The following is a 24,257-nucleotide window of genomic DNA, read 5'->3' as shown; positions in this document are numbered from 1 at the left end:
CTATTTTTTGAAGTACTTAAATGGTACGACTAACATGCCAAAGTTTTCTCCATCTTCTTTGCCAATATGCTTGTGATGTATTTTGTGTGCACGTCTAACACCACGTGCGTACCAATTATTAGCATTTCTAAACATTTTAAAGCGTTGATGGATAAATATATCGTGTACTAAGAAGTAAGCTGCACCATAAGCCATAATGCCTAAACCTATTGGTAATGTATACCAGATATCTTCGTAACTCCATAAGTAAAAGCAAGTCATACTTACTATTGCGTAAAAGATAAAAAAGGCATCATTACGCTCAAACCAGCTATCGTGATCTTTTAGATGATGGTCTTTATGTAGTGACCATAAAAATCCGTGCATAATGTATTTATGTGTAAACCATGCCATAAATTCCATGATAGAAAATGTGCCTAAAAATATTAATATCCAATACAATGTTTTCATGTCTAATTATAATAAATTTAACTGATACTTTACGTAGCTTCTAGTTAAAAGTTCTGCCTTTTTGTAGTTTGGTACTCTTATTCTTGTATTTTTAATTTCTAATGCTGGTGTTTTTTTAAGCTTTGCCAGTAACTGGTGATAGTATCTATAAGCCATAAATACTCCAAATTTAGCCTCCATAGGTAGTTGTTTTATACCTTCTAAGCCTTTTTTAAAATCGTTTTCAATATCATTAATGATGAATAGTTTATCTTCTTCGGTTAGGTTATTTAAATCTGTATTTGGGAAATAAGTTCTATCAAGTAATTCGTGATCAGCTTTCAAGTCTCGTAAAAAATTCACCTTTTGAAAAGCAGAACCTAATGACATAGCTGTGTCTTTAAGTTTTTCGTATTGATCATTATCTCCTTTAACAAAGACTTTTAAACACATTAGTCCAACTACGTCTGCAGAACCATAAATATAATTTTTATACTCTTGGTCTGTAGTGTATTTAGTTTTAGATAAATCTAGACGCATACTTTTCATAAAAGCATCAACCATATGTTTTTCGATGTTATGCTTGTGATATGTATGTTGAAACGCATTTAATATTGGATTTAGGCTAATTTTGTTTTTTAGAGCTAATTCTAAATCGTTTTCAAAATTGTTAAATAAAGTTTCTTTATCATAATCATGAAAAGTGTCTACAATCTCATCTGCAAACCTCACAAAACCATAAATATTATAAATATCCTGTCTGATAGACTTTGCAAGCATTTTTGTAGCTAAAGAAAACGAAGTGCTGTAAGATGTAGTAACAACTTTACTACAATTGTACGACACAGAATCAAATATTGCTTTCATAGTTTTTGGTGGTGTTTTTGGATTAATTCTGCTACTAATTTTCCAGATATAAGTGCTGGTGGCACACCTGGACCAGGAACAGTTAATTGTCCTGTAAAGTAGAGGTTGTTAACTTTTTTACTCTTTAAATTTGGTCTTAGAAAAGCGGTTTGCGTTAGCGTATTAGCCATTCCGTATGCGTTTCCTTTGTAGGAATTATATGCTTCAATAAAATCTTTAACACAAAAGTTTTCTTTAAAGATAATACTATTTTTAACATCTTGTTGTGTTAATTTTTCAAAACGAGACATGATTATATCAAAATATTGCTCTCTTAATTGAGGTGTATCTTCTAAGTTAGGAGCAATTGGTATTAAGAAAAAACCATTTTCTTTACCATTAGGCGCCATGCTGTTATCTGTTACAGATGGGAAATTGGCATAAAATAGAGGCTCTTTAGGCCATTTTGGATTATCGTAAATATCTTCTGCATGCGTTTCAAAGTTGGTATCAAAAAATAAGTTATGATGGTTTACATTTTTCAATTTCTTATCAAAACCTACGTAAAATAGGAGAGAAGAAGGAGCAAAGGTTTTATTGTTCCAGTATTTTTCTGAATACTGTCTATATTTTCTATCTAACAACGTTTCTGAGTGATGATAATCTGCGCCGCTTAAAACAACATCAAACTTTAAAGTTTTACCATTAACTGTAATTGATGTTGATGTATTATTTTCAACATTAATATTAGTAACATTAGAGTTTACATTTATTGTAACACCTAATTCTTCTGCAAGTTGCCTCATTGCAAGAATTATTTGATACATTCCGCCTTTAGGATGCCACGTACCTAAGCCAAAATCGGCGTAATTCATAAAACTATAAAAAGAAGGAGTATTGCTTGGTTTTGCACCCAAAAACAAAACAGGAAACTCTAAAGTAGATATTAGTTTAGGGTTTTTAAACTGGCGTCTAACATCACTGCTTATTGTTTTAAAAAATTGATCTAGTCTAGTAACAGTATCTTTAGTAACCAATTCTAAGGGTGAAACACCTGGTTTTAATACAATTTTGTTTATGGCAATGTTATAATTATCTGCAGCTTTATTTATAAATTTTTTAAGAGGAATTGAACTTCCTTTTTCTATGCGTTCAAATTCTTCGCAAATTTTCTCCATTGTATCTCCTATGGTGATAACTTCATCATTAAAGAAAATTTTATATGCAGGAGCTAGTTTATCTAATTGATAAAAATCTGAAGTTTTTTTATCAAAATCATTAAAAAACTTATCAAATATATCAGGCATCCAATACCAGCTTGGTCCCATATCAAAAGTAAATCCATCTTTTTTAAACTGTCTACAACGTCCTCCTACAGTATCATTTTTTTCAAAAACTGAAACATTAAATCCATCCTTAGCAAGATAACATGCAGCAGATAAAGCAGAAAATCCAGAACCTATTATTGCTATTTTATTTTTCATTATTAATATGATCAATTAAGTCTTTTGTAGATTCAAAAGTTTTAATGTTTGAGTTAGAAATGTTAGGCTTTGTACCTAATAGTCTTCCTGATACTAAAAGTTTGCATTTATTGTTTTTTAATAAAGTGCTAGAGAAATTATTTAAGTAATCTTCTACGTTTTCGTTTTCTGGGCTTACTGTAAAATTTGAAATAAAAGTTATGTCTTTATGTTTTGTTAATAAAAACTCTAAACTTTTAATAGGCACAGATTGACCTAAATAAATAACATGTTTACCTTTTAAAGTTAGCTCTAGATTCGTAAATAATAAACCAAGCTCGTGCATTTCATTATCTGGTAAGAATAAAGCATATGGTTTTTGACTTAAGTCGGGTGTATTAATCTTGTAAGCTTTTTCTGTTTCGACTAAAATCTTCTTTTTAATAATTTCAACAACAAAATGTTCGTGAGCAGGTGTTATTGTATCTGTTTGCCATAATAATCCTATGTGATCTAAAAGAGGAATAAAAACATCAAAAAAAATGGTTTTAAATGACATTTCTTCCTCCAGTTTGTAGAAGGTTTTATTAAAAAGACTTTGATCAAAATTAATCATAGCCAATTTTAATAAATTTATAGAATGATTGTTAGGATCTTTACTTTCTGCTATTTCTTTTACAAGTGAAGAAATTTCGTTTTCATCAAGACTTGCTATTTTAGATATTTTATATCCGTTTTTATTTAAAAAACTAATATTTAATATTTTTTGAAGACTAGCAGTGCTGTAATATCTAATATTGGTATCAGTTCTGTTAGGTTTAAAAAGGTTGTAGCGTTTTTCCCAAATTCTTATGGTATGCGCTTTTATTCCCGAAAGATTTTCGAGATCCTTAATACTAAAGTTTGTTTTAATACTGTTCATTGTTTTGTAAAAATAGTTAAACAAAACGTAAAACTGATAAAAAACATTTTATTTTTTTGAAATAATTAACAATTAAAAACTAATGAAGACAAAATAAAAGATTTTAAGGAGTAGTAGTGCGCACGAGAAGACTCGAACTTCCACGATTAATAACAATCACTAGCCCCTCAAGCTAGCGCGTCTACCAATTCCGCCACGTGCGCTAAATTTTAAAATAAAGATAAAAAAAAAGTTAAGCTTTAAGCTTAACTTTTTTTGTGACCGGGCTGGGGCTCGAACCCAGGACCCTCTCCTTAAAAGGGAGATGCTCTACCAACTGAGCTACCCGGTCATTGTTTGTTGTTTGCGGGTGCAAATATAAGAGCTTTTATTAATATTCCAACCCTAAATTGCATTTTTTTTTGTTTTTTTGCTACACTTTATGATAAGATGTTTATAATCAGCAAATAAGACTTAAAATGAATTTGATTTTAATAGGATATATGGCTTCAGGGAAGTCTACAATAGGTAATTATTTAGCTAAAGTGTTGAATTATAGCTTTATTGACTTGGATAATTACATTGAAAAAAAAGAAAACTTATCTGTAAAAGAAATATTTAGTCAAAAAGGAGAGATTTATTTTAGAAAATTAGAAAACACAGCTTTAAAAGAAATAGTTAATAATAAAGAAAATTATGTGCTTTCTTTAGGAGGAGGAACACCATGTTTTTATGATACTATGGAATGGTTAAAAAGTAAAACTAATACTAAAACTATATATTTAAACGTAAATTTAGATGTTTTAACGCAGCGATTATTAAAAGATAATACACGCCCTTTAATTAGTCATCTTAATAATGAAGAAGATATAAAAGAGTTTATAGCTAAACATCTTTTTGAGCGCTCTTATTTTTATAATATGGCCGATGTTAAGATTAATGCTTCAGAAAGAATAGAAGATATAGCAGAAAAAATAATTCTTAAACTATTCTAAGTAAGCTTTCCAATCGTTATCTTTTAGATCTACTTGTACATGCTCATTTAAAGAAGTAGAGAGAGAAATACCTTTAAAATCTGCTTTTACAGGAAATTTTTTATGATTTCTATTTACTAAAACAGCAGTTTTAAATTGTTTTAAAGGTACATCCAGAAAATGTTTTACACCGTAAATTAATGTAGATCCAGAATTTAAAACATCATCTATTAATATAATAGATTTATTAGTGTAATCTTCTGCTTTGATAGAAGTCTTAATTGGATTCAATGGTTTTTTTTTATCAATAGTAACCTTACATAAAACAGGATTAATAGGAGATATTTTAGTAAGTTTTGTTTTTAGCTTTTTAGCAAGAATATAACCATTAGCTTCTATTCCGGCTAAGATTATTTCGCTTTCGTCAACATTTGCTTCATAAATTTGATAAGCAATGCGGGTTAATTTTTGATCAATTTCTGAAGCTGTTAATATAGTATTATTTAAAGTTGTCATTTATTGTTGGTTTTTATAATCCAAATCGTTCAAATCTCTCCTGTCTTTTTTGGTAGGACGACCACTTCCTTTTTTTCTGTAATAATTTTTTGCTAATTTAAGCAATTCTTGAGTTTCAAAAGCAGATTTTGGTGTAGTATCTAATCTGTAAATATCAACAATTTTAGCTCCGACACGATTCTTAGGGATGTCAAGAACGGTAACTTGATAATTTACCTGATTTTTTCTTAGCTCTATTTTATCTGTAGCATATACTTCTTTACTTGGTTTAACAATATCACCATTTACCCTAATATGACCTTTTTTACAAGCAATAGAAGCTTGGTTTCTTGTTTTATAATACCTTACACACCATAAATATTTATCAACTCTCATACAAAAAATCTAAAATAGACGTTAACGTTATTGTGCAAAATACTATTAAAATGTATCTTGCAAGCTCAAAAATAACAATAATGAAATTAAGAAAAATCACTTTAGCTGTTTTACTATTAGCAATATTTAATTTTGCTTGTAATGATGATGATGATAATACTACCGTAATTGAAGAGAGAGATGAAACAGAAGTTTACAATGAAAATATTTTAGAAATAGAAGAGTTTTTATCAAACTATACCTATAACTATGAAGAATTTGATTTTTCTGATCCCTATAATCCATCAAATGATGATTTTGAAGTAGAGTTTACTCTTATAGATGACTCAAATCCTGATGCAGATGCTTTAATTGATAGACCAGAGTTGACTTATAAAATCGTAGAACAAAACGGTATTGATTACAAGTTGTACATCTTGTCATTAAGAGAAGGTTTAGGTAATACTATAAGCCCATTGGATAGAGCAATAGTTACTTACAGAGGAGAAACTTTAGATGGAGAGTCTTTTGATTTTAATGTAAATCCTACAAACCTTAATTTAACAACAGGATATAATGCTAGTGGTACAATTGTAAATGGTGTTGTAACTGGATTTAGAGAAGGCGTAATTGAATTTAAAACAGCATCCAATTATTCAGAAAATAATGACGGAACTGTAAATATAACAGGTCAAGGTAAAGGAGTTGTGTTTATACCTTCTGGATTAGCATATTTTTCAAATTTTGTAACAGGAATAGATGCATACTCTCCAATATTATTTAAATTAAATATTATTGAAAGAAATCATACAGATTTTGATCAAGATAACATCCCTTCTTATATAGAAGATTTAGATCAAGACGGTGATGGTTACAATGATGATACTGATGGAGATGGTATAGCTAACTTTATAGATATAGATGATGATGGAGATGAAATTTTAACAGAAGATGAAGTAGAACCAATGCAATACGAGGAAGATAATAGTATGGCGCCTTTTACAACAAAAGCTGAAGCGCAAGCTTTTTATGATACTAATGCTGCCGAAAATGAAGTTTTTGTTAAAATAGAGTTTGTTTCAGCGACAGGTAATTATAGACTACATACAACGATATTAACAGATAGTAATAATGATGGTACTCCAGATTATTTGGATCCATCAATGTAATGTCTATATACAATAAATAAAAAAGCCACTTTTAGTAAGTGGCTTTTTTTTATAACATGTTTTATTATAGCATAATAGATAAACTTAAAATAAGTTGTTCTGGTCTTGTGTCTAATCTGTTTGGATTATTAATGGTTATGTTATTATTAATTATAGTAGCTTCGTTATCATTAAAACCACGTTCGTATCTTAAATCTACACCAATATTATTAAAGCTTAAGCCTACGCCAAAGTTTAACCCTACAGAAAAATCATCTTCAATATTGCTAACTGTAGCATTTTCAAAATCAGAATCTAAGATATATTGTAGGCTTGGTCCACCAAAAACGTGAATTGGTCCTAATACTTTTACACCAACTAATAATGGCATATCTAGTTTTTTTAAATCAAAATCACCTGCATTATAATCACTTTTAGTCGATGTGTAAACAAGTTCTGGTCTAAAGTAAAGTTGTTTGCCTATTTTACCAAAAACACCAACATGGTAACCAATAGTTCTATCAGGGTTTTGATAATTATTAGAAACAGATTCAAAGTAATCACCGTTACCATTGTAATTTAAGCCACCTTTAAAGCCAAATCCGCTATTTGTTTGTGCGTAAATTGATATTGAAGATAATAATACTAAAGAAAAAAGTATAAGTTTAAATCTTTCTGTTCTGTTTTCACTGTTTAGAATTTTCATAATAGTTGTTTTTTGATGTGAATACTTTTTTAAACGAAAATTGTGCCAAATTATTTTTAAGCTTAAATTACAAAAGGCTTAAAACAATTGTTTTAAGCCTTTAAATTAATTAAAGTATTAACTTAATTATTTTCTTTTAATTACTTTTTCAGAAGCTTTAACAATTGCTTCTGCATTTAATCCATACTTGTCCATTAACTGAGCAGGTGTACCAGATTCTCCAAAAGTGTCATTTGTAGCAATAAACTCTTGCGGAGTTGGTTTGTGTTGTGCTAAAACACGTGCAACACTTTCACCTAAACCTCCTAAATAATTATGTTCTTCTGCAGTTACTATACATCCAGTTTTTGTTACAGAATCTAAAATAGCTTTATCATCTAAAGGTTTAATGGTATGAATATTTATAACTTCTGCAGAAATTCCTTTTTCGTTTAAAGTTTTTGCAGCTTCTAACGCTTCCCAGACTAAGTGTCCTGTAGCAACAATAGTTACGTCTGTACCAGATTGTAAGTGTAGCGCTTTTCCTATTTCAAACTTCTGGTCTTCTGGAGTAAAATTTGCTACTTTTGGTCTACCAAAACGTAAATAAACAGGACCTTCGTATTCTGCAATAGCTATTGTAGCAGCTTTAGTTTGATTATAATCACATGGATTAATGACTACCATTCCTGGTAACATTTTCATTAAACCTATGTCTTCTAATATTTGGTGTGTTGCGCCATCTTCACCTAAAGTTATACCTGCGTGAGATGCACATATTTTTACATTTTTACCTGAGTATGCAATACTTTGTCTAATTTGATCGTAAACACGACCTGTAGAGAAGTTAGCAAATGTACCAGTAAAAGGTATTTTGCCTCCAATAGTTAAACCAGCAGCCATACCAATCATATTTGCTTCTGCGATACCTACTTGAAAAAAACGTTCTGGATGGTTTGCTTTAAAATCATCCATTTTTAATGATCCTGTAAGATCTGCACATAGTGCAACTACATTTTCGTTAGATTTTCCTAATTCTGTTAATCCAGCTCCAAAACCAGAGCGTGTATCTTTACTTCCTGTATTTGTGTATGTTTTTGTCATTGTTTTGTGCTGTTTAGTAGTCTCCTAGTGTTTCTGGGTTTTGGTTTAATCCTATTTCTAATTGTTCGTCATTAGGTGCTTTACCATGCCAAGCATGTGTATGCATCATAAAGTCTACACCATTACCCATTACGGTTTTAAGTAAAACACAAACAGGTTTTCCTTGTCCAGTTAAGGTTTTAGCTTTAGTCATTCCTTCTAATATAGCTTCTATATTGTTTCCGTTTTCAATCTCTACAACAGTCCAACCAAAAGCTTCAAATTTTGCTCTTACGCTACCTAAGTTTAAAACTTGATCTGTAGATCCATCTATTTGCTGACCATTTAAGTCTACAGTAGCAATTAAATTATCTACTTTATTAGCAGCAGCATACATAATAGCTTCCCAGTTTTGTCCTTCTTGTAATTCGCCATCACCATGAAGACTATAAATTAAATGGTTGTCCTTATTTAATTTTTTAGCTTCTGCAGCACCAATAGCTACAGACATACCTTGACCTAGTGATCCTGAAGCAATTCTAATACCAGGTAAACCTTCGTGAGTTGTTGGGTGACCTTGTAGTCTAGAGTCTATTAGTCTAAACGTGTTAAGCTCATCAACAGGAAAATATCCAGCTCTAGCTAGTACACTGTAATAAACGGGTGAGATATGTCCATTAGATAAGAAAAACAAATCTTCGTTTTTACCATCCATATCAAAGCCTTCTTTACGCTCCATAATTTCATTATAAAGCGCTACAAAAAATTCTGCGCAACCTAAAGATCCTCCAGGATGACCAGAATTAACTTTGTGTACCATACGCAAAATATCTCTGCGTACTTGTGTTGTTAAATCATTTAATTGTTGTGTACTTGCCATTTTAATTTTGTTAATCGTGTTGTTTATGGGGTCAAAATTATGATATTAAATCACCTTATCAAAATAGAAAAAACGCAGTTATTAACTTATTTTCATATTTTGCTAACAATATTTAGATTTTAAAATAAAAAACTAAATATTCAGTTTAAATTTTATAATCTATTTAAGACCCATTGTCTAATTCTTGGTTATATTTGCTAGCTGAAGATTTTACACATATATGACTTTCGATTTAAAAGCTAAAGATACTCAAAGTAAAGCTAGAGCAGGAGTAATAAAAACAGACCATGGTGTTATAGAAACACCTATTTTTATGCCTGTTGGTACTGTTGCATCTGTAAAAGGAGTACATCAAAGAGAATTAAAAGAAGAGATTAATCCTGATATCATTTTAGGTAATACTTACCACTTATACTTAAAACCACAAACTGATATTTTAGAAAAAGCTGGTGGTTTGCATAAATTTATGAATTGGGACAGAAATATCTTAACCGATTCTGGAGGATATCAAGTATATTCTTTATCAGCTAATAGAAAGATAAAAGAAGAAGGTGTAAAATTTAAAAGTCATATTGATGGTAGTTACCACACGTTTACTCCAGAAAATGTAATGGAAATACAACGTACAATTGGTGCAGATATTATTATGGCGTTTGACGAGTGTACACCATATCCATGTGATTACAACTACGCAAAACGATCTATGCATATGACCCATCGTTGGTTAGAGCGTTGTTTGGCACATTTAAAGAAAACACCTTTTAAATACGACTACTCTCAAGCATTTTTTCCAATTGTTCAAGGTAGTACCTATAAAGATTTACGTAAGCAATCTGCAGAGTATATTGCTGGTGTAGGAGCAGAAGGGAATGCAATAGGAGGACTTTCTGTTGGAGAGCCTGCAGAAGAAATGTACGCTATGACAGAAGTAGTAACAGATATACTTCCTGAAGATAAACCACGTTACCTTATGGGTGTTGGTACACCAATTAATATATTAGAAAATATTGCATTAGGTGTAGATATGTTCGATTGTGTTATGCCAACAAGGAACGCAAGAAATGGTATGCTGTTTACAGCTCACGGTACAATTAACATCAAAAATTTAAAATGGCGTGACGACTTCTCTCCAATTGACGAAATGGGCATCACTTTTGTAGATACAGAATATAGTAAAGCCTATTTAAGACACCTTTTTAATGTAAATGAGTTATTAGGGAAGCAAATAGCAACTATACATAACCTAGGGTTTTATCTATGGTTAGTTAGAGAAGCTAGAAAGCACATTATAGCAGGCGACTTTAGAACCTGGAAAGATAAAATGGTAAAACAAATGGACAAGCGTTTGTAATACATGAAAATACTAGATTGGTACATATTAAAACGCTATCTATTAACATTTGTAATGATGTTAATTCTGTTTGTTCCTATTGGAATAACAGTTCACTTAGCAGAAAAAATAGGGAAAATAATAGAAAACGAAGCTCCTTTTGGAGAGGTAATGATGTATCTATTATATTTTACAATCTATTTTGCTAACCTTTTATTTCCTTTATTTTTATTCTTATCTGTTATATGGTTTACTTCAAAATTAGCCAACAATACAGAAATTGTTGCTTTTTTAAGTTCAGGAGTTTCTTTTACTCGTTTTTTAAGACCATATTTAATAGGAGGAGTTATTGTAGCGATGTTTTCTATAATAATGGGAATGTATTTAGCACCAAATGCAAGTAAAGGATTTTATGACTTTAAATACAAATACCTTTCTGGTAAAAAAAATAATAACAACAGAAACGTTTTAAAACAAATTAATGAAAACGATATCATTTACGTAAGTAGTTTTGATGCTTCAAAAAATATGGGAGTAAATTTTACTTTAGAGCATTTTGAAGATAATAAAATGACTTACAAGTTAACAGCAGCTAGCATTAGATATGTAGAAGATGATTCTATTTACCTTCTAAGAAATTACGAAAAACGTATTATAGGAGAAACAAATGATAAGATTATTCTAGAAAGAAGAAAAGACACTATTTTTCCTTTTGATTTAGAAGATTTAACTCCAGAAGATTTTATTGCTGAAACTTTAGCATATCCTCAACTTTTAAGATTTATAGAACGTGAAGAAAAACGAGGTTCTAAATTTTTAGGTAGATATCGTTTAGCAAAATATCAAAAATGGAGCTTACCTGTATCAGTATTTATCTTAACAATAATTGCAGTTGCCGTGTCATCAAGAAAACGTCGTGGCGGAATGGGAGTAAACCTAGCAATAGGTATAACAATAGCAATGGTATTTGTCTTTTTTGACAAAATTTTTGGTACACTAGCATCTCAATCAGACTTTAGTCCATTACTAGCAGTTTGGTTACCAAATATTATATTCGGTATTCTAGCTTTCTTCTTGTTGCAAAATGCTAAACGATAAATTAAAAAACTATCTTCACCTGCATTTCTTGGTTTTTATAGCAGGTTTTACAGCAATATTAGGTAAGCTAATTTCTATTAATGCTGTAAGTTTAGTTTGGTATAGAATGTTGTTTGCAACAATTCTAATGATAGCATATGTAAAATTATTTAAGGTAAATCTACAAATAGCCAAAAAAGAATTAATTAAGCTTTGTTTAGCAGGAGTTATAATTGCATTACACTGGATTACTTTTTATGGAGCAATAAAAGTAGCTAACATTTCAATTGCATTAGCTATGTTTTCAACAGGAGCTTTTTTTGCCTCATTTTTAGAGCCTATTTTTTATAAAAGAAAGATTATTCTTTACGAGATATTTTTTGGTCTTATTGTTATTTTAGGTGTGTATTTAATTGTTCAAAGTGAAATCCAACACTTAACAGGAATGATTTTAGGAATTGTCTCAGCATTCTTATCTTCTTTATTTGCAGTTTTAAATGGAAAGTTTTTAGAACAGCACTCAGCAACCAAAATATCTTTTTACGAGTTTTTAAGCGGTGTTATTTTTATTACAATATATATAGCTTTGTTTGGAGAAGGATTTACCGCTTCATTTTTTAGTATAAACGCCTCAGATATTGGATATTTGCTTTTATTAGCTTCTATCTGTACTGCTTATGCGTTTATAGCTTCTGTTTATGTGATGCGTTATATTAGTCCTTATACAGTTGTTTTAACCTATAATTTAGAACCAATTTATGGAATAATCTTAGCATTAATTTTATTTCCTGAGACCGAAATTATGTCATCTTCGTTTTACATAGGTGCTTTTATAATCCTTGCAGTTGTATTATTTAATGGAATTATAAAAAACCTAAAATATTTAAAGAGAAAAAGAAAACATAAACCATTATAACTCTATATTTTAACGTACAAAAGAAGCCAATTTTTAAAAATATTGGCTTTATTTCAACTAAAAAAATGTAATTTTGTGCGCTAACAAATAAACTAAAAGACACATTCCCTATGGAATATTTAGAATTTGAATTACCAATTAAAGAGCTAGAAGAGCAATTAGACAAGTGTCAAGTCATTGGAGAAGAGAGTGATGTAGATGTGACTCAAACCTGTAAACAAATAGAAAAAAAGCTACTAGCAACAAAAAAAGAAATTTATAAAAACCTTACACCTTGGCAGCGTGTACAACTGTCACGTCATCCAAATAGACCTTATACATTAGACTATATAAATGCTATTTGTGGCGATAGTTTTTTAGAACTTCATGGAGATAGAAGTTTTAAAGATGATAAGGCTATGATTGGTGGATTAGGTAAAATAGGAGACCAAACATATATGTTTATTGGTCAGCAAAAAGGATATAATACCAAAACAAGACAATACCGTAACTTTGGTATGGCTAATCCAGAAGGATATCGTAAAGCATTACGCTTAATGAAATCTGCAGAAAAATTTGGAATACCAGTGGTAACACTTTTAGATACACCAGGTGCATATCCAGGATTAGAAGCAGAAGAGCGTGGACAAGGAGAAGCTATAGCAAGAAATATTTTAGAAATGACTAGATTAAAAGTACCAATTATAACAATAGTTATTGGTGAAGGTGCTTCTGGTGGTGCATTGGGTATTGGTGTAGGAGATAAGATTATGATGCTAGAAAATACATGGTATTCTGTAATATCTCCAGAATCTTGTTCTTCAATCTTATGGAGAAGCTGGGAATTTAAAGAGCAAGCAGCTGAAGCTTTAAAGTTAACAGCAAAAGACATGAAAAAAGTTAAGATAGTTGACGATATTATTAAAGAACCATTAGGTGGTGCTCATACAGATAGAGAGACAACTTTTAAAACAGTAAGCAAAGCAATTGAAGATGCTTATAAAGAGTTTAAAAACTTATCACCAAAAGATTTAGTAAATAAAAGAATTGAAAAATATTCTGAAATGGGTGTATTTAAAGGTTAACCCTTATAAAATCATTTACTCAAAAAATCTGAAACTTGAGTTTCAGATTTTTTTTGTGCTTATTAACAAAAAAAATAAGTTATTAACAACCGTATTGTTAATGACCTGTTGAGATTAGCTCAGTTTCTAATTAAGGTTTTCTTAACAATTTATTTACTTTCGTTAACTCGAAAAAAAATCAAATTTCTTGAGATTTACACTCAAAAAATTAACTGTAAATCGTTATATTTTAATCTATTATTTTATATCAATAAATGAAACAACCAAATCAATTAAAAGGTTACCAAGTAGATAAAAGCACCTTGATAAATCTAGAAAGAGGTAAGGTGCCACCACAAGCTATTGACTTAGAAGAAGTGGTTTTAGGTGCTATGATGATTGATAAAAAAGGTGTAGATGAAGTTATTGATATTTTAAGCGCAGAAGCATTTTATAAAGAAGCACATCAACACATTTTTGAAGCTATCTTTATGCTGTTTCAAGAAAGCCAACCAATAGACTTATTAACAGTTTCAACACAATTAAAGACTAACGGTAAGTTAGATATGGTTGGTGGTGACTTTTACTTAATATCTTTAACGCAAAAAGTATCTTCTTCTGCGCATATCGAGTTTCATGCACGTATCATTTTACAAAAATATATTCAGCGAAGCTTGATTAAAATTTCAAGTGAAATTATTGAAGATGCCTATGACGAAACTAAAGATGTTTTTGATCTGTTAGATAGTGCAGAATCTAAATTATACGAAGTTACACAAGGTAACATTAAAAAATCTAGTGAAACTGCTCAAGATCTTGTAATACAAGCAAAAAAGAAAATTGAAGAAATCTCTAAAAAAGAAGGAATGAGTGGTATTCCTTCTGGTTTCGATAAACTAGATAAGTTAACTTCTGGTTGGCAAGAAAGTGATTTAATTATCGTAGCAGCAAGACCAGGTATGGGTAAAACAGCATTAACGCTAACTATGGCTCGTAATATTGCCGTAAACTCTAACATACCGGTGGCGTTTTTCTCATTAGAGATGGCATCTGTGCAGTTAATTACTCGTCTAATTTCTAGTGAAACAGGATTATCTTCAGAAAAATTAAGAACAGGAAAACTAGAAAAACACGAGTGGGAACAACTTAACGTAAAAGTAAAATCTTTAGAAAAAGCACCACTTTTTATTGATGATACACCTTCGCTTTCAATTTTTGACCTACGTGCAAAAGCTAGACGTCTAGCGTCGCAACATGGAATAAAAATGATTATTATTGATTATTTGCAGTTAATGACAGCGTCTGGTACAGGTGGTAACCGTGAACAAGAAATTTCAACCATTTCACGTAACTTAAAAGCTTTAGCTAAAGAGTTAAGTGTGCCAGTAATTGCTTTATCACAGTTATCTCGTGCGGTAGAAACACGTGGAGGAAGTAAACGTCCATTATTATCAGATTTACGTGAATCTGGAGCAATCGAGCAAGATGCAGATATTGTAAGTTTTATTTATCGTCCAGAATATTATAAGATTGACGAATGGGATGATGAAGAACGATCACCAACAGAAGGTCAAGCAGAATTTATTGTTGCAAAACACCGTAATGGTGGACTAGAAAACATAAGACTTAAATTTATTGGTCATCTTGGTAAGTTTGACAATTTAGACGACTTTGATACACCTTTTGGACAAGAATATCATAGTAAAATGAATGAAACGAATGATGATCCTTTCCCACAATCTAATTTCCCATCTGCTAATGATGCTTTTGGAGCACCAGATGAAGATAATGATGTGCCATTTTAATTAATACATTTTTAGCAACAACGACCAACGATGGATAAAATAAAAACTACCAATTATTTGCTTTTAATAATTGTAATTCCAATACTATTCTATCTTTTAAAGATTTTGTCATTTATCTTCATTCCATTGGTGTTTTCAATGTTTGTTGCATTATTATTCTTACCAATATTAAGAAATTTAAGAAGACGTAAAGTACCTAAATATTTAAGTATAGTATTAGTTTTATTACTTATAGTTGCGGGAGTTTGGATGGGTATAGAGTTAATTAAATTATCAAGTAAAGAAATATTAACTTCAGATTCTCACTTTTTTGATAAAGCCCAATTAAAAATAAATAGTTTAGTTGGTAGCCTCGAATCTTTTTTTGGAATTCAACAAGTAGAAGGAGTAAAGACTATAAATAAGTATTTAAATAAAGATGTTATTTTAAATAACTTATCTCCAACAGTTAGCTTTATTTCTAAATTTTTAACAGCTTTACTTACTACAACATTTTTTGTGGTATTGTGGTTAGCAGAATCTATTAATGTAGAGCGATTAATTAATAGAACACTTTTAAAACAAAAGCACACCTCTATAAAAACGTTTAGAAAGATTGAAAAAGACTTAATAAAATTTATAAAAGTTAAGTTTTTAGTTAGTTTTCTTACTGGTATTGGTACTGGTTTAGCATGTTACTTTTTTGATGTTAGTTTTCCTATATTTTGGGGCTTATTTGCATTTATTATCAATTTTGTGCAAATGGTAGGTTCTTTTATTACCGTAATTTTATTATCTATTTTTGCTTTTGTAGAATTAGAAATATCTAGTGTTTTACTCTTTTTTATCATTTCTATTACATCTGTTCAAATATTATTTGGCGCTATTTTAGAACCAATTTTTATGGGAAAATCATTTTCTATAAATATTATTGCAGTTTTAGTAATGCTTATGTTTTGGGGATTTATATGGGGCGTACCAGGTTTAATTATGGCAATTCCTATTACTGTTTTTATTAAAATAATTTTAGAACAGTTTCCTCGAACAAAAATAATTTCAGATTTACTTTCAGGTTCTTAAACCTTACTTAAAATGATATTAAAAAATTAAAAAAAGCACTTTTTTTGTTTATCTTTCATCTATGAAGAAAACATTTTTTTTAATACTTTTTTTATCAATCACATTTCAAAGTTTTGCGTCATATGTTCTAATTCCTATGGATGCAGATACGCAAAAAAATCACTTAAAAGCTTACGGGATTACGTATTGGACTTTAAGCCAACAACTAAAAGTTAAGTGGTTACTCAATTATCGTGGTGGTTCTTTTTTATTACCAGATTCTGAAAGAATTCAACGCGAATGTCAAATAAGAGGCGTAAGTTTTGAAGTCATTTCTGATGTTAAAGCCGAAAGTATTTTAAAAGAAATAAGTAGTCCAAGTAAAAATATGGAAGCAGTAGTTTTAGAAAAAGCTCCTAAAATTGCTGTTTATACACCTAAAGGAAAATTACCTTGGGACGATGCTGTAACAATGGTATTAACTTATGCGGAAATACCTTACGAAACTGTTTACGACGAAGAAGTTTTAAAAGACGAATTATTACTTTATGACTGGTTACATCTTCATCATGAAGATTTTACAGGTCAATATGGTAAATTTTATGCTAGATATAGGCAAGCTGCTTGGTATATTGAAGAAAAAAAATCAGCAGAAGCCTTAGCTACAAAATTAGGTTACAAAAAAGTTTCTGAAGAAAAACGAGATGTAGCTTTAAAAATAAGAGATTACGTAGTTGGTGGCGGATTTATGTTTGCTATGTGTAGCGCAACAGATAGTTTTGATATTGCGTTATCTGCAGACGGCGTAGATATTTGCGAACCAATGTTTGACGGCGATGCAAGCGATGCAAATTATCAAGCAAAAATTGATTTCAATAAAACCTTTGCTTTTAAAGATTTTACTTTAGAGCGTAGCCCATTGGTTTACGAATTTTCTAGTATAGATATGACTACAAAGCGTAAAATACCTAAAGAAACAGACTACTTTTCTTTAATGGATTTTTCAGCAAAATGGGATCCAATTCCAACCATGTTATGTCAAAATCACACTGCGTTGGTTAAAGGTTTTATGGGACAAACCACTTCTTTTGACAGAGAAGAAATAAAATCTAATGTATTAGTCATGGGCGAGAATAAGACCAATGGAGAAGCAAAATATATTCACGGTATAAAAGGTAAAGGTTTTTTTACATTTTATGGAGGTCATGACCCAGAAGATTATACACATAAAGTTGGTGATCCAAAAACCGAATTAGATTTGCATCCAACATCTCCTGGCTACAGATTAATTTTAAACAATGTGTTATTTCCTGCAGCAAAAAAGAAAAAGCAGAAAACTTAATATTTAGATGAAATTTTTTCAAAAAGAAATAAGTTTAGCTCCGCAAAAAAGAGGATTTCATTTAATTACTTCAGAAATTTTAGATCAAATTTCAACTGAAATTCAAAGTATAAAAATTGGTCAACTTCAGGTATTTATTAAACATACTTCTGCAAGTTTGACCATAAATGAAAATGCAGATCCAACCGTTAGAGTAGATTTTGAAAGCTACATCAATAGGTTTGTTCCAGAAAATGAACCTTATTATAAACACACTTATGAAGGTTCAGATGATATGCCAGCACATATTAAAGCGTCATTATTTGGAGCTTCTGTAACTATTCCTATAACAAACGGAAAACTCAATTTAGGGATTTGGCAAGGTATTTATTTGTGTGAACATCGTGATTACGGAGGTAGTAGAACAGTTGTAGTAACAGTATTTGGTAATTAACGTTTCTTTACAATCTTGCAAATTTTCATTTTGTATCTTTATTAAAAAGGAAAGTAATATGTCAACCAAGGAAACCATTTTAAAAAAAATAGAAATACTAATCACTAACCATTTTAAAACTCCAGAAGAAGCATTTGCTTTTTTTGATAAAGATGGCAATAAAACATTATCTATTTCAGAAATTAAAGAACTTTTAAAACAAGCTGAAATTAGTGGTTTTATAAGAGGTATTGTTGCAAGTAAGCTTATTGAAGGTTACGATAAAGATGGAGACAAGCAAATAAATTGGGCAGAATTTAAGGCTGCAATAGACGAGATTTCTAAATAAAAAACAATTGAGATATTATTTTGTTCAATTTATAAAACTACTATTTTCTACCACTTTATTCTGGTCTGGAGCATTTTGTTTATTTATCACTATAAGATATTTTGCAATAGGAGCAGAAGAAGGTATTGCAATAACTGATTTTTCTTTTGCAAAACTCTTAAAGTTTGGGTTGTACTTAGGAGGTCTAATAGGTCTTTTGTATGCTATTGTAGAGTTTGTTTTTGACAAATTTGTAGCTAAAAACCTATCGCTTTCAATTATAATTTTCTTAAAATTTTTAGTGTATTTGGTTGGTATGATTTTGTTCTTATCAATTATATATGCTAGAGCAGAAGTAGAGCTAGATTTAAATTTATCTAACGATTTAGGTTGGTGGCAACAAAACCAAGTGTTTTGGTTGTTGGTTGGGTATTTTATTATCTGTTCACAAGTTTTTACATTTATTAAAATAGCCAATGAAAAATTTGGTCAAGGTGTCTTTTTTAATTTTTTAATAGGAAAATATAGAAAGCCAAGAGAAGAACGACGCGTTTTTATGTTTTTAGATTTAAAAGATTCGACCAAGTTAGCAGAACAATTAGGACATTATAAATACAGTAAATTAATACAAAGCTGTTTTTATGATTTAAACCGAGTTATTGGACGGTACGATGCAGAAATCTATCAATATGTTGGGGATGAAGCTGTATTAAGTTGGACTTATAAAAGAGGTGTACATCAAAATAATTGTATAAAACTGTTTTATAAATATAAAGAAGTACTTAAAAAAAAGGAGAAATGGTATTTAAAACAATTTGGAGTAATACCAACATTTAAAGCAGGTTTACACGGTGGTAAATTAATAGTAACAGAAGTTGGTACTGTAAAAAAGGAAATTGCTTATCATGGAGATGTTATTAATACCACAGCAAGAATACAAGGTGAGTGTAATAAGTATGAACAATCATTATTAATTTCTGAAAGTTTATACAAAACCATGTATAACCTTCAGAAATATGATATAAAATCAATAGGTGAAATTCCTTTAAAAGGAAAAGAAGAACTAGTTAAAATATACGCTGTTAACCTTGTTTATAAAGTTTAATCTTTTCTAATAATGACGCTAATACCATCTCTACACCAGCTTCATTATTGCTTTTTGTTATAAATCTAGCTGCTTTTTTTACATTTGGATGTGCATTTTCCATTGCATAGCTATAGTAGGAACGTTCCATCATTTCTAAGTCATTATTATAATCTCCAAAAACCATTGTTTCTTCAGTAGTAATACCTAGATTTTTTTGAAGTTGTGATAAAGCAAAACCTTTATTAGCATTTTGATGAGAAATATCTAGCCAAACTTGACCAGAAACTTTTACTTTATAATCTGCTTCTAGATGTTTTATATGCGGGTATAATTGTTCTTCAGATCCATGTTTACAGTAAACGGCTATTTTTAAAAAGTCATCATTATCAATAGCGGTTAAATCTTCTACTTGTTTGTATTTGGTGTAAAACTCCTTGAAGAAGTTTATAAAACTTTCATTTTTTGTTTCGATATAAGCAGACTTTTTTCCGCAAAGAACAATTTCAATATCATCAAAAGATCTTAGTGGTAAAATTAAATCTTTTATTTCTTCTTTAGGAATTTTGATTAAAAGCAAATCTTTACCTTGCTGTTTTGTTATAGCTCCATTTTCTGCAATAATGGTAATGTCGTTTGCTATACCATTAAGCTTATCTGTAATACTAAAATACTGTCTACCACTTGCAGCAACAAAGTGTATGTTTTCTTTTTTTAAAGCTTCAAATATGTTGAAAAAGTTTTGACTTACTTCTCCTTGATTGTTCAGTAATGTCCCATCCATATCAGAGACTACAAGTTTGACTTGAGATAATTTCATAAATTCAGTTTCTAAAGTTAGGTGAATAAAAAAATCCGATTCAAAAAAGAATCGGATTTAATTTATATAAGCGAAGTATTGTTATACAATTGGCAAAAAGCCTTATTTTACTTTATTCACAATTGCTTCAAAAGCTTCTGGGTTGTTCATAGCTAAATCTGCTAAAACCTTACGGTTTAATTCGATATTATTAGCTTTTAATTTACCCATAAACTGAGAATAAGACATACCGTGTAATCTTGCACCTGCGTTAATACGCGTAATCCATAATGCACGGAATGTTCTTTTTTTGTTTCTACGGTCTCTGTATGCATATTGCATAGCTTTGTCAACCGCATTTTTTGCTACTGTCCAAACGTTTTTACGACGTCCAAAGTAACCTTTTGCTTGTTTAAGCACCTTTTTTCTTCTGGCTCTTTTAGCTACAGAATTTACTGATCTAGGCATAATTTAATTGTTTTTTTGTAGTAGGCGGTTAATTGTTTAACACTTTGATTGAGCCTAACTCCAGGGTTTATAAATAATTTTAACCGGTTAAAGTCTTGTTACTTTAAACGTAACATGATTTTAACATTGTTCTCATCTGCATCATGTACTAATGCATCGTGAGTTAAAGCTAACTTACGTTTTTTAGACTTCTTTGTTAAGATGTGACTTTTAAACGCGTGCTTTCTTTTAATTTTACCAGTACCAGTAAGCTTAAAACGCTTCTTAGCACTAGATTTTGTTTTCATTTTAGGCATTTTGTTTCCTAGTTTTTATTATTTCGCTTATATTATTTTGACTCTTATTAAGAGTTTAATTATTTTTTTGGAGCAATAAACATTGTCATACGTTTTCCTTCAAGTTTAGGCATTTGTTCTACTTTTCCAAATTCTTCTAAATCTTGAGCTAAACGTAATAATAGTATTTGTCCTTGCTCTTTAAACACTATAGAACGTCCTTTAAAGAATACAAATGCTTTTAGTTTTGCACCGTCTTTTAAAAACTTTTCTGCGTGTTTTTTCTTAAATTCATAATCATGATCGTCTGTTTGAGGACCAAATCTTATTTCTTTAATAACAACTTTAGATGCTTTAGCTTTTAAAGCTTTTTCACGTTTTTTCTGTTCATAAAGAAATTTCTTATAATCCATTACTTTACAAACTGGTGGATCTGCTTTAGGTGAGATTTCTACCAAATCAAGTTCTTGCTCTTCTGCTATTGCTAAAGCTTTTTTAATTGGGTAAATACCTACTTCTACATTATCTCCGACTACACGTACTTTTTCTGCTCTAATTTTAGAGTTAATTCTGTGTTGGTCTTCTTTAATAACTCTTGCTGGTCCTCTTGATCTTTTTCTACGTATTGCTATGGCTTTTCGTTTTTAGTTAAACTTAAATTTAAAATTGTTTTTTTGTTTTATTAATTTCTTTTTTAATAATTTCTGCAAATTCATCTACACTAATCGTGCCTAAATCTTCACCTCCGTGTTGTCTTACAGAAATTTTATTTTCTTTTTCTTCTTGCTCTCCTATGATAATCATGTAAGGCGTTTTATTCATTTCTGCCTCTCTAATCTTTTTACCAATAGTCTCGCTTCTATTATCTATAAGGGCGCGAATTTCGTGATTTTCTAGCAAAGTTAAAACATTTTGACCGTAATTTTCATATTTTTCACTAAGAGTTAACACAGAAACTTGTGTTGGCATTAACCAAAGTGGGAAATTTCCTCCTGTATGTTCTAGTAATATTGCTATAAATCTTTCTAGACTTCCAAACGGTGCTCGGTGAATCATTACAGGTCTGTGCGATTCGTTATCACTTCCTTTATATGTAAGGTCAAATCGTTCTGGTAAATTATAGTCTACTTGTATAGTGCCTAATTGCCATTGTCTACCTAAAGCGTCTTTTACCATAAAATCTAGTTTAGGTCCGTAAAAGGCAGCTTCACCTGTTTCTATAATATAATTTAAATTTTTCTCTTTTGTTGCATTTAGGATTGCTTTTTCTGCTTTCTCCCAATTTTCGTCACTTCCTATGTATTTTTCTGGTTTTTCAGGGTCACGTAAAGATACTTGTGCTGTAAAGTTTTCAAAACCTAAAGATCCAAATACATATAACACTAAGTCTATTACATTTTTAAACTCTTGATCCAATTGGTCTGGTGTACAGAAAATATGCGCATCATCTTGAGTAAAGCCTCTTACACGTGTTAACCCATGTAATTCTCCGCTTTGTTCATATCTATATACAGTGCCAAACTCGGCATAACGTTTTGGTAAATCTTTATAGGACCATTGTGTGTTGTTGTATATTTCGCAGTGATGAGGGCAATTCATTGGTTTTAATAAGAATTCCTCATCTTCTTTAGGTGTTGTTATTGGTTGAAAACTATCTTCACCGTATTTGGCGTAATGACCAGAAGTAACATAAAGTTCTTTTTGGCCAATATGAGGTGTAACAACCATCTCGTAACCAGCTTTTTTTTGAGCAGCTTTTAAGAAGTTTTCTAATCGTTCTCTTAAAGCAGCACCTTTAGGAAGCCATAAAGGTAAACCTTGTCCCACCTTTTGTGAAAAAGCAAATAACCCTAATTCTTTACCAAGTTTTCTATGGTCACGCTTTTTAGCTTCTTCTAAAAGTTCCAAATATTCTTTTAAATCCTTTTGTTTAGGAAATGAAATACCATATACACGTGTTAATTGAGGGTTGTTTTCATCACCACGCCAATAAGCTCCTGCAACAGACAATATTTTGACAGCTTTTATAATACCAGTATTAGGTATGTGTCCTCCTCGACATAAATCTGTAAAAGTAGAGTGATCACAAAATGTTATTTCGCCATCCTCTAAATTTTTTATTAATTCTGTCTTATATATATTGTCTTTATATAAAGATAGTGCATCAGATTTACTAACAGTACGCATATTAAAATTATGTTTACCTCTAGCAATTTCAAGCATTTTATTTTCTATACTTTTAAAATCTTTATCACTAACCACGTTCTCTCCAAAATCTACATCATAATAAAAGCCATTATCTATAGCAGGACCTATGGTTAACTTGCATCCAGGATATAATTCTTCTAAAGCTTGAGCAAGTACATGTGCAGAACTATGCCAGAATGCTTTTTTACCCTCATCATCATTCCAGGTGTAAAGCACAAGAGAACCATCGGTGGTTAATTTTGTAGAAGTTTCTATAGTTGTACCATTAAAGTTTGCTGAAATTACGTTTCTAGCTAAACCTTCACTAATGCTTTTAGCAACATCCATTGGGGTAGATCCTATATTAAAGGCTTTAACACTACCATCAGGTAAAGTAATATTTATCATGAATTATTTAAATTAGGATACAAATATAGTAGTATAATAATAGAGAAGCAATATAAATGTATGTAACAATATCATTAGTTTTTTATGTGGTATTATTTCATATCGAATAAATATAAGCAAGATATTTTAGAGTCTTCCTTAATATTAACAAGAGTAATTCCTAATTATAAATTAAAAGTATAATATAAGAGGAGTGTTAATTTGAGTTATATAACATATAGTACGTAACAATATATGTATACTCTACATAAAAGTATAAGATTTAAAAAGAGCATTAAGTGTATTATATAGGTTGAAAAAACAGATTAGAAAAAAAGATAAAAAAAGTTAAGTTGTAAAACACTGAAAACAAGGCGTTAAAAAGCAAGAGTAAAAAAAAAGCAAAAAAGTTTCAAAAAAGGGTTGTGGGAATGAAAAAGGGTCTTATATTTGCACCCCGAAACAATAACAACTGAGCAATCAGGGA

At 30.3% G+C, this 24,257-nt stretch carries 26 protein-coding genes and 2 tRNA genes; 12 read left to right on the top strand and 16 right to left on the bottom strand.

Annotation, left to right across the window (positions count from 1 at the left end; all coding sequences use genetic code 11):
- The 6 genes from WA340_RS03265 to WA340_RS03240 all read right to left on the bottom strand — a co-directional run bounded on the left by WA340_RS03265 (position 1) and on the right by WA340_RS03240 (position 3,991).
- Positions 1 to 450 (bottom strand): sterol desaturase family protein, encoded by a 450-nt coding sequence (locus WA340_RS03265; RefSeq protein ID WP_027879994.1) that lies wholly within the window; start codon positions 448 to 450, stop codon positions 1 to 3.
- A 6-nt stretch (positions 451 to 456) separates the two neighbouring features.
- Entirely contained in the window at positions 457 to 1,296 is an 840-nt protein-coding gene (locus WA340_RS03260; RefSeq protein WP_336127257.1) for a phytoene/squalene synthase family protein, read from the bottom strand.
- Positions 1,293 to 2,759, bottom strand: coding sequence for a phytoene desaturase family protein (locus WA340_RS03255; protein WP_336127256.1), 1,467 nt, complete (start codon positions 2,757 to 2,759; stop codon positions 1,293 to 1,295). The genes WA340_RS03260 and WA340_RS03255 overlap by 4 nt, the downstream gene beginning before the upstream one ends.
- The gene (locus WA340_RS03250) at positions 2,749 to 3,660 is read right to left on the bottom strand and encodes a MerR family transcriptional regulator (RefSeq protein WP_106679619.1); all 912 of its coding nucleotides are present in this window, start codon (positions 3,658 to 3,660) and stop codon (positions 2,749 to 2,751) included. Before WA340_RS03250 ends, WA340_RS03255 begins: the two co-directional genes overlap by 11 nt.
- 117 nt (positions 3,661 to 3,777) lie before the next feature.
- Positions 3,778 to 3,863: transfer RNA gene (locus WA340_RS03245), tRNA-Leu, on the bottom strand.
- 55 nt (positions 3,864 to 3,918) lie between these two features.
- Positions 3,919 to 3,991, bottom strand: a tRNA-Lys gene (locus WA340_RS03240).
- 127 nt (positions 3,992 to 4,118) lie between these two features.
- On the opposite strand from WA340_RS03240, the gene WA340_RS03235 reads away from it, so the two are divergent.
- Positions 4,119 to 4,634 (top strand): shikimate kinase, encoded by a 516-nt coding sequence (locus WA340_RS03235; protein ID WP_223076443.1) that lies wholly within the window; start codon positions 4,119 to 4,121, stop codon positions 4,632 to 4,634.
- Here WA340_RS03235 and WA340_RS03230 read toward each other — a convergent pair.
- Complete coding sequence (locus WA340_RS03230) at positions 4,626 to 5,129, bottom strand: phosphoribosyltransferase family protein (protein WP_304143415.1); 504 nt, start codon at positions 5,127 to 5,129, stop codon at positions 4,626 to 4,628. The two genes, WA340_RS03235 and WA340_RS03230, sit on opposite strands and share 9 nt — an antisense overlap.
- Positions 5,130 to 5,504 carry an RNA-binding S4 domain-containing protein gene (locus tag WA340_RS03225; protein WP_336127255.1) on the bottom strand — a complete coding sequence of 125 codons (375 nt, stop codon included), beginning with the start codon at positions 5,502 to 5,504 and terminating at the stop codon, positions 5,130 to 5,132.
- 80 nt (positions 5,505 to 5,584) lie between these two features.
- On the opposite strand from WA340_RS03225, the gene WA340_RS03220 reads away from it, so the two are divergent.
- Positions 5,585 to 6,652 (top strand): FKBP-type peptidyl-prolyl cis-trans isomerase, encoded by a 1,068-nt coding sequence (locus tag WA340_RS03220; protein WP_336127254.1) that lies wholly within the window; start codon positions 5,585 to 5,587, stop codon positions 6,650 to 6,652.
- A gap of 64 nt (positions 6,653 to 6,716) precedes the next feature.
- Here WA340_RS03220 and WA340_RS03215 read toward each other — a convergent pair whose 3' ends face one another.
- The 3 genes from WA340_RS03215 to WA340_RS03205 form a co-directional block, all read right to left on the bottom strand.
- On the bottom strand, positions 6,717 to 7,337 hold the full coding sequence (locus WA340_RS03215; RefSeq protein WP_336127253.1) for an outer membrane beta-barrel protein: 621 nt from the start codon (positions 7,335 to 7,337) through the stop codon (positions 6,717 to 6,719).
- A gap of 126 nt (positions 7,338 to 7,463) precedes the next feature.
- On the bottom strand, positions 7,464 to 8,420 hold the full coding sequence (locus tag WA340_RS03210; RefSeq protein ID WP_336127252.1) for a transketolase family protein: 957 nt from the start codon (positions 8,418 to 8,420) through the stop codon (positions 7,464 to 7,466).
- Between the two features lie 13 nt (positions 8,421 to 8,433).
- Complete coding sequence (locus tag WA340_RS03205) at positions 8,434 to 9,285, bottom strand: transketolase (protein ID WP_262497779.1); 852 nt, start codon at positions 9,283 to 9,285, stop codon at positions 8,434 to 8,436.
- A 214-nt stretch (positions 9,286 to 9,499) separates the two neighbouring features.
- Between WA340_RS03205 and tgt the strand changes: the two genes are divergently transcribed.
- The 10 genes from tgt to WA340_RS03155 all read left to right on the top strand — a co-directional run bounded on the left by tgt (position 9,500) and on the right by WA340_RS03155 (position 19,675).
- Positions 9,500 to 10,630 (top strand): tRNA guanosine(34) transglycosylase Tgt, encoded by a 1,131-nt coding sequence (gene tgt / locus WA340_RS03200; protein WP_336127251.1) that lies wholly within the window; start codon positions 9,500 to 9,502, stop codon positions 10,628 to 10,630.
- A 3-nt stretch (positions 10,631 to 10,633) separates the two neighbouring features.
- Positions 10,634 to 11,707, top strand: coding sequence for an LptF/LptG family permease (locus WA340_RS03195; RefSeq protein ID WP_336127250.1), 1,074 nt, complete (start codon positions 10,634 to 10,636; stop codon positions 11,705 to 11,707).
- Positions 11,694 to 12,602, top strand: coding sequence for a DMT family transporter (locus WA340_RS03190; protein ID WP_336127249.1), 909 nt, complete (start codon positions 11,694 to 11,696; stop codon positions 12,600 to 12,602). Before WA340_RS03195 ends, WA340_RS03190 begins: the two co-directional genes overlap by 14 nt.
- A gap of 110 nt (positions 12,603 to 12,712) precedes the next feature.
- On the top strand, positions 12,713 to 13,666 hold the full coding sequence (locus WA340_RS03185) for an acetyl-CoA carboxylase carboxyltransferase subunit alpha (RefSeq protein ID WP_304143437.1): 954 nt from the start codon (positions 12,713 to 12,715) through the stop codon (positions 13,664 to 13,666).
- 254 nt (positions 13,667 to 13,920) lie between these two features.
- The gene (gene dnaB, locus WA340_RS03180) at positions 13,921 to 15,450 is read left to right on the top strand and encodes a replicative DNA helicase (RefSeq protein ID WP_027879980.1); all 1,530 of its coding nucleotides are present in this window, start codon (positions 13,921 to 13,923) and stop codon (positions 15,448 to 15,450) included.
- Between the two features lie 30 nt (positions 15,451 to 15,480).
- A complete protein-coding gene (locus tag WA340_RS03175) occupies positions 15,481 to 16,509 on the top strand; it encodes an AI-2E family transporter (RefSeq protein WP_304143440.1) in 1,029 nt (342 codons plus the stop codon).
- Positions 16,510 to 16,645: 136 nt separating this feature from the next.
- Positions 16,646 to 17,830: a hypothetical protein gene (locus WA340_RS03170; RefSeq protein ID WP_036227329.1), complete on the top strand. Its 1,185-nt coding sequence runs from the start codon at positions 16,646 to 16,648 to the stop codon at positions 17,828 to 17,830.
- Positions 17,831 to 17,837: 7 nt separating this feature from the next.
- Positions 17,838 to 18,263 (top strand): secondary thiamine-phosphate synthase enzyme YjbQ, encoded by a 426-nt coding sequence (locus WA340_RS03165; protein WP_336127248.1) that lies wholly within the window; start codon positions 17,838 to 17,840, stop codon positions 18,261 to 18,263.
- Between the two features lie 58 nt (positions 18,264 to 18,321).
- The gene (locus WA340_RS03160; protein WP_027879976.1) at positions 18,322 to 18,591 is read left to right on the top strand and encodes an EF-hand domain-containing protein; all 270 of its coding nucleotides are present in this window, start codon (positions 18,322 to 18,324) and stop codon (positions 18,589 to 18,591) included.
- A gap of 7 nt (positions 18,592 to 18,598) precedes the next feature.
- Positions 18,599 to 19,675: an adenylate/guanylate cyclase domain-containing protein gene (locus tag WA340_RS03155; RefSeq protein ID WP_336127247.1), complete on the top strand. Its 1,077-nt coding sequence runs from the start codon at positions 18,599 to 18,601 to the stop codon at positions 19,673 to 19,675.
- On the opposite strand, the gene WA340_RS03150 is transcribed toward WA340_RS03155, so the two are convergent.
- The 5 genes from WA340_RS03150 to thrS form a co-directional block, all read right to left on the bottom strand.
- Complete coding sequence (locus WA340_RS03150; RefSeq protein WP_336127246.1) at positions 19,653 to 20,474, bottom strand: HAD family hydrolase; 822 nt, start codon at positions 20,472 to 20,474, stop codon at positions 19,653 to 19,655. The genes WA340_RS03155 and WA340_RS03150 overlap by 23 nt on opposite strands.
- Positions 20,475 to 20,576: 102 nt before the next feature.
- Entirely contained in the window at positions 20,577 to 20,921 is a 345-nt protein-coding gene (rplT, locus tag WA340_RS03145; RefSeq protein WP_027879973.1) for a 50S ribosomal protein L20, read from the bottom strand.
- A gap of 98 nt (positions 20,922 to 21,019) precedes the next feature.
- Positions 21,020 to 21,217, bottom strand: a complete 198-nt coding sequence (gene rpmI / locus WA340_RS03140) for a 50S ribosomal protein L35 (RefSeq protein ID WP_027879972.1) — start codon at positions 21,215 to 21,217, stop codon at positions 21,020 to 21,022.
- Between the two features lie 59 nt (positions 21,218 to 21,276).
- On the bottom strand, positions 21,277 to 21,786 hold the full coding sequence (gene infC, locus WA340_RS03135; protein ID WP_262497780.1) for a translation initiation factor IF-3: 510 nt from the start codon (positions 21,784 to 21,786) through the stop codon (positions 21,277 to 21,279).
- A gap of 70 nt (positions 21,787 to 21,856) precedes the next feature.
- On the bottom strand, positions 21,857 to 23,791 hold the full coding sequence (gene thrS, locus WA340_RS03130) for a threonine--tRNA ligase (protein WP_336127245.1): 1,935 nt from the start codon (positions 23,789 to 23,791) through the stop codon (positions 21,857 to 21,859).
- Positions 23,792 to 24,257 lie beyond the last annotated feature (466 nt).

This window comes from Mesoflavibacter sp. CH_XMU1422-2, from assembly GCF_037029245.1.
GTDB classification, from domain to species: domain Bacteria; phylum Bacteroidota; class Bacteroidia; order Flavobacteriales; family Flavobacteriaceae; genus Mesoflavibacter; species Mesoflavibacter zeaxanthinifaciens.
Note: the sequence above shows the minus strand (reverse complement) of the source record. Positions and strands in the feature narration are given on the sequence as shown.